The sequence below is a fragment of the Microbulbifer mixtoriginis (SeqCode) genome, from assembly GCF_052468275.1.
Genome location: NZ_CP174341.1, coordinates 4,610,884 through 4,622,988 on the forward strand (window position 1 = coordinate 4,610,884; position 12,105 = coordinate 4,622,988).

Below are 12,105 nucleotides of genomic sequence, written 5' to 3' on the forward strand. Positions count from 1 at the left end.
AAGAAAGGGGCCGATCAGGCCCCTTTCTTTGTTTAGCGATTAAGCATTTAAATTTAGTACGCACTTGTACTTAACATTTAATTACAAGTAGCAGAAGTTCTTAATCGTTCTGCATTATCAGGTGTAATTTTCTCTGATAGGCGTTGACTGTTGAGGGGCTAGTCACCAGCGAGAAAGCCTCTTCAAAACTCTTTCTTGATGCTGCCATTTCCCCAAGCTGATATCTGGCCAACCCGAGTAAGAAGTGGAAGCGATGATCACCCTCATAACGCGATACAGCCTTGCGCAAACGATGTTCGGCACGCTTAAAGTCGCCCTGCTCATAGGCATCCCGTGCCTGGTAGAAGAGATAATAGGGATTGCGTTCCCGGTGGTAGCGGGCACGCTTGGCATATTCATCGGCAAGTGCTTGCTGGTCGTTGTATCGGTAGAGGCGCTCCAGATTGCTGATTGCAACGAGGTTGCTGCTTTCTAAATGCAGGGCTTGCTGGTAACTATGCTGCGCCTCGATTAGAAAGCCGAAGTGGCTGTACATGGCTCCCAAATTGGCCCATAAATCGCTTCTCTGTGGACGCAGCTCCAGAGCCTTGCGCAGATATAAAAAGGCTTGCTCTCTCTCCCCTTCACGCATCAACTCAACCCCGCGATTACTGTAGTAGAGAGCAAAGGCCGTTGTGTCATCCAGGATATGCTGATCGTAAGCGGGGTCATAAGCGGCAAGGTTGAAATCGACTACGCGGCGGCCTCGCGAGCTTTCCGATACCATATTCACGTGTCGGTAAACGATGAAGGTCTCAGCCTCATCGTGGCTCCAGACGGGAGGTACTTCTACCTGGTTGAAGGAGGCCTCAGCCCCTAATTCCCTGGCCATCGCCACCATCATCAGAGTGAAGGCTAAGCAGTTACCTCGTGCCTGCCGATAGGTTTCCATGGCTGTTAAGGTAGCGCTTTCATCATACTCCACAGTGAAGTCGCGCTGCTCAAAGGCCCGTATCAGGGCTGCCAAACGACGTTGCGGGCTGGCATTTGGAACTAACCCTTTCAAATAAGCACGCATCTCTGAGTCTAACCCCAGAAGATCTTCTTGCGGCAACTCCCCCAGGGAGACCGCTCTGCCTAGCAAAGCCTCACCGCTTAAAGCATTTTCCAAGTCAACTGACTGAAGATGACCAGACGGTAGCCTCGCACATGCACTCAAGAACAGGAGCAAACTTAGCAGCAATAGGGTTTTCATTGTTATTTTCCCCTTAAAATTCCATGTTACGCAGGATTTACCACTTATCACACTGCAATGGAAGCACCCGATTACCATTTCTCTAAATTGTTCCACAACGGTTCGCCTGTAATTTAGTCAGCTGGTAAACTCTGTCCGCTGTACTGGAAGCTCTGGAAGCAGCCCAATCAATCCCGCCTCTTATTCCGGGAGAGTGGCTAGCGGAGGTTCCCCAATAACTATTACAGACAGAGGAACTTCTATGTCTTCTAATGTCGCGGACGTCACAACGGCGGCCTCTCCGAGCTCGGGCGAATTGCTCGGCCACCCGAAAGGGCTCTATATCTGTTTTGCTACAGAGCTGTGGGAGCGATTCTCCTTCTATGGGATGAAGTACTTGCTCCTACTCTACCTCACCAAGTATCACCTTTTTACCGATAGCGCGGGTTACGACGTACTCGGCGCCTATGCCGGCCTGGTATACGCCCTGCCCCTGATCGGTGGTCTGCTGGCCGACCGCTACCTGGGTATGCGCAAGGCCGTACTATTTGGCGGTGTCCTGCTGTGTCTAGGCCACTTGTTAATGGCTGTGGAAGGCCATCAGGCTATCTCCTATGCGGCAGGTACAGTTCTTTCAGAAGCCATTACTTTGAATGATGGCAGCGTGATTGCGGCAGGGACCACCCTGACTGAAAACGTAATTATTCAGGATGTGGTGGCCCTTAAAGTCTTCTTTATGGCCTTGGCACTGATCACCGTGGGAGTCGGCTTCTTGAAGCCCAATATTTCCACCATTGTCGGCCAACTCTATCCGAAAAATGATTCCCGCCGCGATGCCGGCTTTACCATCTTTTATATGGGCATCAACGTAGGTTCCTTTATTGCTACCCTGCTGTGCGGTTGGCTGGGAGAAACTTACGGTTGGGGCTATGGATTTGGTCTTGCCGGTATCGGTATGGTCTTCGGCCTGATCACCTTTGTTTGGGGCCAAAAGTACCTTGACGGCCTGGCAGAACCGAGCCGTCCGGAAGTACTGAAAGAAAAGGCGCTTGGTCCGATCAATAAAGAGTGGGCTGTTTACCTCGGCGCCATCCTGTCTCTTGGTTTGGTTTGGTACCTGGTACAGAGTGAGCCCATGGTGCACCTGGCTCAGAACAGCCTCTTGATCGTCGCAATCGTCGGCCTAATCCTGTTCTCCATGCTGTACAAAGACAATAAGAGTAAAGATGTTGTCGCCATTGGTATGGCAGCTCTCTCTGCCGGCCTTGGCCTGATTTGGGCCTTCAATGGCGACGACCTGTGGTTGGGCGGCATGTTGCTGGCTCTGGTAGCCTTTATTGGTTACGGCTTTGTCCGCCACTATAGTGAGGAGTTCTCACGCACCGTTGTACTGATGGTCCTTATTACTTCTACTATCGTCTTCTGGGCATTGTTCGAACAGTCCGCAGGTTCTATGACCCTGTATGCAGACCGTGTACTGGACCGCTCCATCGGCGACGGTGAAGTACGCGCCTCCATGTTTGGCTCACTCAACGCAGGCTTTATCATGCTGCTGGCCATTCCCTTCGCAACCCTGTGGGTTTGGCTGGGCAAGCGCGGATGGGAACCAAGTACACCGGTGAAATTCGGTTTGGGCATTATCCAAGCTGGCTTGGGCTTCGGCGCCTTGGTGCTAGGTGCTGCATACCCCACAGAGGCCGGTAAAGTGGCAATGATCTGGCTGGTGCTCGCCTACCTGTTGCACACCTCTGGTGAGCTGTGCCTCTCCCCTGTTGGTCTGTCCGCCGTGACCAAGCTGTCCATTGGCAAAGTGGTCAGTGTGAGTATGGGCACTTGGTTCCTGGCAACAGCCCTGTCAGAAACCGTTGCAACCCGTATCGGTAAGATGGCAGCTGTTCCCCAGGATGGAGCAACTGATCTCGCCTCCACTCTGGCGACTTATACCAACCTGTATGAGTATCTGATGTGGTGGGGCCTGGGTGTCGGTGCATTGATGATTGTTATCTCACCGCTGCTGAAAAAAGGCATGTGTGGTATCCGCTAGGAAGAACCACCATAGCACCAAAAGGCCGCTGTTTTACAGCGGCCTTTTTATTTTTGGCCTCCCACCTCTCTGGGATAAATAAAGCTCGGCGAACCTAATTGGCGCCGAGCCAGGCAACCAATACGCAGTCAGTAGCTTTAGCTCAGCCCAATTAATAAATTGAAGTTCTGCCAAATAAATCGAATGCCGATAATGCAGAGCAATAAGGCAAAGCAAAGTTTCAATCGCTTGGCAGATATCTTATGCGCCAGGTTAGCCCCAAGCTTGGCAAAGAGCACGCTGGTAAGAACAATCCCTAAAAAAGCCGGCCAATAGATGTAACCACTGCTCCAGTCCGGCAATAACTTATTACCCCACCCCTGAACAACAAAGCTCAGCGAACCAGAGATGGCAATAGGCAAACCAAAAGCCGCTGAGGTACCCACTGCCCGCTGCATTTTGACAGCAAAGTGCGACAGATAGGGAACAATCAGCGCCCCCCCGCCAATACCAAAAATGGCCGCGAGCCAACCAATTACCCCCCCCGAACAAATCAGCGGGAGTGAGCCAGGTAAGCGGTCATCACTCTCCTTCTGGGAGGCTGCGCGCAAGCCACTCACGCCCATACGCACAGCCATAATTATGGCGAAGACACCAATCAGGAGTTGTAGCCAGGCTCCAGGCAATAGGTCCGCAGTCACGCCGCCCAACCAAGATCCCACAAGTATCCCAGGAGTCATAATCCAAAATAGATGCCAGTCGACGGCGCCCTTAGCATTGTGAGCCCACACCGAACTTATTGAAGTAATAACAATGGTTGCTAGAGAAGTACCCACAGCCATATGGGTCAGCACTTCGGGAGAAATACCCGTCGCGGAAAAGATCAGCACCAGAGCAGGAACAATGATCAGCCCCCCACCAATCCCCAAGAGGCCTGCCGCGGTACCTGCAACAGCACCGAGTAATAAATAAACAAGCAACATTTCCATGTTGCTTCAGTTTAGTCACCCCTGTGGGACTAGGATGGGTTGTGGGCAACAGAGAAGGTACAAAGCACTCACCCCCTAACTGCGCTTTGCCAAAAGCTCAGATCAATATGACCTGAGCAACCTTACCTCACAGAGCCAGTAAGCCGCTATTCAGCCAAATGAAACGTCCACCGATAACGCAGAGCAACACTGCAAATCCATGTTTCAACCACTTTGCCGGTAGACGGTGGGCCAGATTAGCGCCGAAGCGCGCGAAGATCGTACTGGTCGCAACAATCCCCAAAAAGGCAGGCCAGTAGATAAATCCACTGCTCCAGCCTGGCAGTAGAGTGTTGCCCCAACCCTGCACCGCAAAGCTGAGAGCTCCCGCAATGGCGATGGGCAAACCGCAAGCTGCGGATGTAGCAACGGCTCTCTGCATCCGCACCTTGCAACGGGACAGAAATGGCACGGTGAGCGAACCACCACCAATACCAAAGATTGCCGAAACCCAACCAATCACTGCACCTGCGCCAGCTAATATGGGGGCTGCTGGTAAAATACCGGCACCCTCTTCCGCCCCACTGTGCCGCAAGCCACTCAGCCACATGCGAATGGCAATAACGATGGCAAAGACACCGATTAACAGCTGTAACCAGGCCCCAGACAACCAATCTGCTGTCATTCCGCCAAGCCAGGAGCCAATAAGAATCCCCGGAGTCATCATTCCAAACAAGCGCCAGTCCACCGCACCTTTTTTATTATGTGCGCGCACTGAGCTGATAGAAGTAATGATGATGGTTGCGAGAGATGTCCCCACCGCCATATGAGTAAGGATATCCGGGGAGATACCCATGGCAGTAAAAACCAGCACTAGGGCCGGCACGATAATTAAACCACCACCCACCCCAAAGAGGCCGGCAATAGTCCCTGCCGCAGCCCCCACTAACAAGTAAATAAGTAAGGTTTCCATCCAGTCTCTATCCTTTAAACAACCGCTAGCACTGACCGCAGCGCCCTTGGGCCTGTGAGTTATCACTATTTTTTGAGAGGAAATTTAGGTGGCACCCGAGTGCCGATTACTCTCGGGCTTCAACGGTGAGCCAGTCAAACCCTTCCTGCTGACAGGCAAAAATGCAGTTCTCGACACTCTCCACCATTTCTGCCAGAGCCGAACGAGCAAGTTCGAGAGTATTGTTTTTTTCGCTGATATGGGCGACCACCAGATGCTGCAGCTGCTCATAACCCACACGCTGTAAAAATCCCGCAGCCTGCTGGTTACTCAGGTGCCCATAGGCACCACCTACACGCCGTTTCAGAGAGGGGGGATAGGGCCCCTGGGCCAGCATCTGTGGATCGTGGTTGGCTTCCAGAACCAGTGCATCGCAACCTGCAAAATGGGATTCCACATGGGGCGTTACTGTGCCCAGGTCGGTCAATAAGCCCAAACTACTGCCTCGGCTGCGGAATACATACTGTGCAGCTTCTCTGGCATCGTGCGGCACGGCGACAGGTGTCACCTGAATATCCCCAATCAGGAAAGGCTGATGCCCTTCGATCAAGTGCACCTGTGGTAACTTGCCGATATCACGGGCGCGAAGAGTCCCAGGAGTCAGGTAAATCGGCAGGCCATACTTGCGCGCAAGCGGAGCGACACCGGAGAGATGGTCGCTGTGCTCGTGGGTTACCAGTATCGCAGCGAGGTCAGCCGGAGACATACCGAGCCGAGACATACGTCGCTCGGTTTCCTTGATGGTAAAGCCGCAGTCCACTAACAGACATTGGTCGCCACTGGCGACCAATGTACCGTTTCCTTTACTGCCGCTTCCCAGTGAGGCGAAGCGCAGACCCATTATTAAATCAGGTTCTGCTGAATAGAGAGCAGTAGCTGGGAGGCCTTGTTGCGCGAGAGAGGCTGACCGCGGGTATCGCGGATACGCACTTCGATCTCATCGTCACCACCCCGAATCACAATTAAGTAGCCGGGGAAGCCGCCCTCAGGAATTGAGCCGACACCCAAGCCTTTGATTTCCTTGAACAGCGCAGGCTCACTACCCTCAGAGGTATCGATACCGGCAAGGATCTGCTGCAGGGTTATCTGGTCAGCATTTTCGGCCAGCTCATCGTCCTGCTTGGACTTCTTACCCCAGGAGAACCAACCACCATCATCCTCTTCACTCTCCGCCAACTCGCGCTCTTCATCGTAGGTAACGTAGAAAAGACCGATATCGGAATCCTCGCGATGCAAGCGATAGGCGCCGGCATTCACAGCGTGGGCAACGGTAGCCCAAGCACGTTCCATCTCGAGCCCCATGGAAATATAGGGTTCGTGACCTACGGGTTCACGCAGTTGTACCTTTACAGAGCTACCACCTATGGCCTGGGCCACCAGAGAGGCCGAGGCTCCGGAGGCATCTGTGGCCAGGGCAGTGGACATCTCATCGATCATCCAGCCCTCGCGCTCCGGGCTGCTTGAGAGTTGCGGCCAGTTGACCGTTCCCCCCACAGGAGCATCCACCGCAACAGATAAGTGGCGCACGTGGACCTCAGTGGTGTCCGGCTGAACACCAGTCTCTATCTGCAGGCGATATTTATCCTTAGTATCGGGGCTCTCGTTAAATGTCATCCAGGCGGTTTCCATAATACCGGCACTGGCGTCAGACATCTCCACGGTCAGCCCGGAAGTGCGCAGGAAATAGTGCAGCTGGGGCCAAACCTCTTCGGGGGGTTGGGAAATCAATACCCAGCGGCTGTTGCCCAGCTTCTGAATTTTTACCCGCTCCAGCCCCGCATTGACCGATAGTGCCTGTGGACGCGGCACTTCAAAGTCCCCATCCTCTAAGCCATTTCCGGCGATCTGTGGAATCTCGTAGAGTTCTTCCTGGTGTTTGGCGTTGATACCCTCTGGAATCTGCAGCGGCGCCAGGCTGTCCGCCTGCTGGTAATCGTTACTGCGATCGCGAAAATAGCCATCGTTGCCGAACACACCACAACCCGCCAGGCTGAGACTAGAAATACAAAGCGCGACTCCAACGGTCAATTTGTTCATTAAAGCTTTCCTGGTTAATTCACGATTCGCAGGTTTATAGTACGCCGGCACTGCGAAGAGCCTCGCGCACTGTAGCATGATGCTCGGGCGAGAGACTGGTCAGCGGCAGGCGGATGCCACCATCAATACGGCCCATCTCCCGCAAAGCCCACTTCACCGGTATCGGGTTGGACTCCAAAAACAAAACTTTGTGCAATATTTGAATACGCTGGTCTATTGCCCGGGCAATCACGGCGTCTCCAGCCAGTGCGGCCTCACACATCTGAGCCACTGCCGCTGGGGCCACATTGGCAGTGACACTGATATTACCCTGGCCGCCCATCAACATCAGTTCCATGGCAGTACTATCATCTCCGGAGTAGAGTGCAAAGCCCTCTGGCAAGGTATCCAATAAAACTTTAGCGCGCTCCAGGTCACCGGTGGCCTCTTTAATCCCAACGATATTACCAATTGATGCCAGGCGCTGAACTGTCTCTGGCAACATATCGACGGCAGTGCGACCAGGCACGTTGTATAGAATCTGAGGAATCGGCACAGCCTTGGCGATAGCGCGGTGATGTTGATATAAACCTTCTTGGCTCGGCTTGTTGTAATAGGGCGTCACCAACAGACAGGCATCGGCACCACAGCGGGCGGCACCTTCAGTTAGATCGATCGCCTCGGCGGTAGAGTTGGCGCCAGTACCGGCAATTACCGGAATACGCCCCGCGACCTGATCCACAACCCGACGGATAATCTCAACATGCTCATTAACGTCGAGGGTCGCGGACTCTCCTGTGGTACCCACGGCCACCAGTGCACGTGTACCCTGTTCAATATGCCAGTCAACTAGGTTACGCAAACTGTCCCAGTCCAAGCTTCCGTCTGCAAACATTGGGGTGACCAGGGCCACCATACTGCCGGTAAACATCCTCTCTCCTTATTTATTGCGCTCGGCCTGGAATAGCACCGCCAAAGTCGAACTGGTATGTTACTTAGGGCGCAGAATCTATGCCAGTGCCACTAGCTCGCTACCTTCCTGCGCTTCTTTTTCTTCTTGCGCACACCTTCATAGACATTGGTTGCGCCCTCTGGACGGGTCTTAAAGCGGCGGTGAACCCACATATACTGCTCGGGCGCCTCGCGGATACGCGCTTCGATGAAGCGGTTGACCAGAATCGCGTCCTGTAGTTCATCACCGGAAGGAATTTCATCGATGGGATCGTACACTTTGAGGCGATAACCGGAATTGTCATCCAGGCGGGTAAGCACGTAAGGCACAACCCTAGCCCGCCCCACACGGGCAAATCGCGAAGTCCCTGTGACGGTCGCTGCAGGCACACCAAACAAAGGCGCAAAAACACCCTGCTTAATCCCATAATCCTGATCCGGAGCATACCAGACCGCCCGACCATGTTGCAGGGCGCGCAATACTCCACGCACATCCTTACGCTGATAAACGCTGCCACCGCCAGTATGTCGCTCGCGTCCTTTGCGTTGCATATAGTCGTAAACCGGATTTTTATGGGGCCGGTACATGCCATCCAGGGTAATACTCATACCCATCAGGGCCGCCCCCATCTCCAGAGTGGTGAAGTGCATGGCCATCAACAACACACCCTGCCCCTGAGACTGAATTTCCTGTAACTGCTCAAGGCCCTCGAAAGTACATCGCTTTCGCAACCAGCGCGCTGAGCGAAACCAGGCCATACCGGTTTCCATTAACGCGATGCCACTGGATTCAAAATTGCGGATAAGTAAGTTTGCCCGCTCGGTATCACCGAGCTCGGGAAAACACAGGGCCAGGTTGCGCTCGGCTATGGTACGGCGGCTCTTGGCCATTCTGAGCATTGCTCGGCCAAAACTGCGTCCCATTGCCAGCTGCCAGCGATAGGGCAGTTGAGCCACCAGGAACCAGAGACCGAACAACAACCAGGTCGGCCAGTATCGGGGGTGCAGCAGGGCCGCTCGAAAACGAGGTTTTTCCATCGGGTATCGCTACGCGGCCGGGGAGTTCCCCCGGCTTAATCGGTTGAATTCGGCGTAGTATAACCTATGGGATACGGCGCAGGGGTGGACAACTGGCCAGTGACACGGCGGATTAATGACGCAGCAGTGAGTCCAGCTCATCGACTGCGACGCACCAGTCAGAATCTTCTTCTATGGCACTCTCGAGAAATTGTCGCTGCCCCTCGGTCCAGAAAGATGCTGCGGACAATTTCTCATGCCGATGCAGGTAATGAGTGATCAGAAACTCGTGTATTTCCGCATCCTCTGAAGCCAGCCCGAGCTGGGCGAACAAATCATTAAGAGTGTGATGCCCGGTGGTCTCCATAAAAGCTCCCTAAAGTTTTCCCTTACCGGTTACGCAATTTTCTCTCCCAATTATAGATATCTCCACCCGCGCACTAAGGTGCCGGGTTAGGGTTTTCGCTGTGGATTGCCTCAATTGCGGCCAGCACTTCCTCATCGAGCTTCAAATCAAGGCTGGCAATATTTTGGCGCAACTGCTCCATGGTTGTGGCGCCGATAATATTAGAGGTCACAAACGGTTGCTGATTGACGAAGGCCAGGGCCATCTGCGCAGGGTTTAGATTAAATTGACGCGCCAATTTCACATAGGCCTCGGTAGCTGCACCAGTGCGCCCCCCCGTATAGCGCTGGAAGCGATCATATAGTGTCAAGCGTGCGCCGACGGGCTTTTCCCCTCCCAGATACTTCCCGGAGAGGACCCCAAAGGCCAGTGGCGAGTAAGCCAATAATCCACATCGCTCGCGCAGGGACATCTCGGCACAACCAATCTCAAAAGTGCGATTCAATAGGTTGTAGGGATTTTGGATCGAGACGATGCGCGGCTTGCCCAAAATCACCGACTCCCTAAGATACTCATGTATACCCCAAGGGGTCTCATTGGAAATGCCAATGTGGCGCACCTTACCCGCCTTGACCAGCTCCTCCAAGGCATCGAGAGTCTCGGCAATAGCGATGCCATCATCCCCTCCGTGCTGATAGCCGAGACGGCCGAAAAAATTGGTCAGGCGCTCGGGCCAGTGCACCTGGTATAGGTCGATATAATCGGTAGCCAGCCGTTTGAGGGAGTGGTCACAGGCCTCCAATATCTGCGCACGGTTCAGCCGCGGGCCCGAGCGCAGATGCCCAACGCCGGAGTTTGCCTCCCCACGCCCAGCTACCTTGGTGGCGATAATCACCTTGTCGCGCCCACCGCGGGCCGAGAGCCACCTGCCGATAAACTCTTCCGTCCGCCCCTGGGTCTCTGGCCGAGGTGGCACCGGGTACATTTCGGCGCAATCAATAAAATTCACCCCTTGCTCGAGGGCATAATTCAGCTGTTCGGAGGCATCATCGGCGCTATTTTGCTCACCAAAAGTCATGGTGCCCAGGCAGATCTGGCTCACTTTGAGATTGCTGGTACCGAGCTGGCGGTATTCCATGAAGTCCTCCCCGCAAAAACAAAATGGGAATTATGCCCCCTTGCTGCAGGTAGAAAACAGGGAAGTGAAGAAGTAATTAGGGAATAAGAGAAAATGCCATGCAGACCTTAACGCTGAGGCAAAATAAAGGGGAGTAGCGACACTACTCCCCGTCAATAGGGGCTCCAACTTGAGCCCCGCAAAAATCAACGAAACTCCGCCTCTACCAATGGGCTGGTATCCGCCTCATAGTCAACACTCTCAGAGCCAAAACCAAACAGCTTGAGAAAATCCGCCTGATAACCGTTGTAATCAGTCAACTCAAACAAGTTTTCCGCCGTTACCTGAGGCCACAGGTTTTCAATCTTAGCTTGGGTCTCCGGGCGCAGCTCTTTATCATCCATACGCAGGCGGTTCTCTTCATCGAGGCGCGGCGTATCGGTATAGAGCCCTTCGGTGTAAAGACGATACAACTGCTCAATACAGCCCTCGTGAGTGCCCTCTTCTTTCATCACCTTGTAGACTAGGGAGATATAGAGCGGCATTACCGGGATCGCGGAGCTGGACTGGGTAACCAGAGCCTTGAGCACCGCAACATTAGCGTTTGCCTTACCGCTCTCGGTAATCGCCTTGGCGGCGCGATCCAGGTCTTCCTTGGCCTTGCCGATGGTGGCGTGGCCATAAATCGGCCAGGTGAGCTTTTCACCGATATAGGTGTAAGCCACCGTCTTGCAGTTATCGGCCAGAACCCCAGCTTCGCCCAGGGCCTGCATCCATAGTTCCCAGTCCTCACCGCCCATCACCTTCACGGTGTTGGCAATCTCTTCTTCGCTGGCGGGGTCGACAGTGATATCGGAAATTTCCAGTTTGTCGGTATTCAGGTTTTTGGCGGTATAGGATTCACCGATGGGCTTTAATACGGAGCTGTAGAGTTCACCGGTCTTGGGATCTGTACGGCGAGGTGAGGCGAGACTGTAGACCACGAGGTCTACTTGCCCCAAGTCCTCTTTAATCATTTCAACAGCCTGGGCTTTTACCGTGTCGGAAAAGGCATCGCCATTGATACTCTTAGCATAAAGGCCGGCCTTATGCGCCTCGGCCTCAAAAGCTGCGGAGTTATAGTAACCAGCAGAGGCTGTGCGCTTCTCCGTGGGCGGTTTCTCGAAAAACACCCCCAAGGTATCGGCGCCACTGCCAAAGGCGGCAGTAATCCGCGAGGCCAATCCGTAACCGGTGGAAGCACCCACGACCAAGACACGCTTTGGACCATTTTCGATCACTGGCTGCGACTTGATGTAGTCAATCTGCTCACGCACGTTGGCAGCACAGCCCTGCGGGTGGGCATTGGTACAAATGAATCCGCGAACTTTCGGCTGGATAATCATCCTAACAGTCTCTCCCTATGCACTTGGGGAATCGTGGTTATGTGATCACAGATACGC

Annotated in this window: 11 protein-coding genes; 1 reads left to right on the forward strand and 10 read right to left on the reverse strand. The window is 53.7% G+C overall.

What is annotated here, in order from left to right:
* Positions 1–100: 100 nt before the first annotated feature.
* On the reverse strand, positions 101–1,234 hold the full coding sequence (locus tag ACJJIC_RS20130; protein WP_445357740.1) for a tetratricopeptide repeat protein: 1,134 nt from the start codon (positions 1,232–1,234) through the stop codon (positions 101–103).
* A 241-nt stretch (positions 1,235–1,475) separates the two neighbouring features.
* Here ACJJIC_RS20130 and ACJJIC_RS20135 point away from each other — a divergent pair, with 241 nt between their 5' ends.
* Positions 1,476–3,257: a peptide MFS transporter gene (locus tag ACJJIC_RS20135; protein ID WP_252084672.1), complete on the forward strand. Its 1,782-nt coding sequence runs from the start codon at positions 1,476–1,478 to the stop codon at positions 3,255–3,257.
* 137 nt (positions 3,258–3,394) lie between these two features.
* Here ACJJIC_RS20135 and ACJJIC_RS20140 read toward each other — a convergent pair whose 3' ends face one another.
* The 9 genes from ACJJIC_RS20140 to fabV all read right to left on the reverse strand — a co-directional run bounded on the left by ACJJIC_RS20140 (position 3,395) and on the right by fabV (position 12,048).
* Positions 3,395–4,219 carry a sulfite exporter TauE/SafE family protein gene (locus tag ACJJIC_RS20140; RefSeq protein ID WP_444908768.1) on the reverse strand — a complete coding sequence of 275 codons (825 nt, stop codon included), beginning with the start codon at positions 4,217–4,219 and terminating at the stop codon, positions 3,395–3,397.
* A 133-nt stretch (positions 4,220–4,352) separates the two neighbouring features.
* Positions 4,353–5,177: a sulfite exporter TauE/SafE family protein gene (locus ACJJIC_RS20145; RefSeq protein WP_252084670.1), complete on the reverse strand. Its 825-nt coding sequence runs from the start codon at positions 5,175–5,177 to the stop codon at positions 4,353–4,355.
* A 106-nt stretch (positions 5,178–5,283) separates the two neighbouring features.
* On the reverse strand, positions 5,284–6,057 hold the full coding sequence (locus ACJJIC_RS20150) for an MBL fold metallo-hydrolase (protein WP_444883845.1): 774 nt from the start codon (positions 6,055–6,057) through the stop codon (positions 5,284–5,286).
* Positions 6,058–6,059: 2 nt separating this feature from the next.
* Entirely contained in the window at positions 6,060–7,253 is a 1,194-nt protein-coding gene (locus ACJJIC_RS20155) for an NlpB/DapX family lipoprotein (protein ID WP_252084668.1), read from the reverse strand.
* Between the two features lie 34 nt (positions 7,254–7,287).
* On the reverse strand, positions 7,288–8,163 hold the full coding sequence (dapA, locus tag ACJJIC_RS20160) for a 4-hydroxy-tetrahydrodipicolinate synthase (protein WP_444908766.1): 876 nt from the start codon (positions 8,161–8,163) through the stop codon (positions 7,288–7,290).
* Between the two features lie 92 nt (positions 8,164–8,255).
* Positions 8,256–9,221, reverse strand: coding sequence for an LpxL/LpxP family Kdo(2)-lipid IV(A) lauroyl/palmitoleoyl acyltransferase (lpxL, locus tag ACJJIC_RS20165; protein ID WP_444908765.1), 966 nt, complete (start codon positions 9,219–9,221; stop codon positions 8,256–8,258).
* Positions 9,222–9,333: 112 nt separating this feature from the next.
* Positions 9,334–9,567, reverse strand: a complete 234-nt coding sequence (locus tag ACJJIC_RS20170) for a DUF2789 family protein (RefSeq protein ID WP_252084665.1) — start codon at positions 9,565–9,567, stop codon at positions 9,334–9,336.
* A 73-nt stretch (positions 9,568–9,640) separates the two neighbouring features.
* Positions 9,641–10,684, reverse strand: coding sequence for an NADP(H)-dependent aldo-keto reductase (locus ACJJIC_RS20175; RefSeq protein WP_445357741.1), 1,044 nt, complete (start codon positions 10,682–10,684; stop codon positions 9,641–9,643).
* A gap of 185 nt (positions 10,685–10,869) precedes the next feature.
* Positions 10,870–12,048 carry an enoyl-ACP reductase FabV gene (gene fabV, locus ACJJIC_RS20180; protein ID WP_444908763.1) on the reverse strand — a complete coding sequence of 393 codons (1,179 nt, stop codon included), beginning with the start codon at positions 12,046–12,048 and terminating at the stop codon, positions 10,870–10,872.
* Between the last annotated feature and the right edge of the window lie 57 nt (positions 12,049–12,105).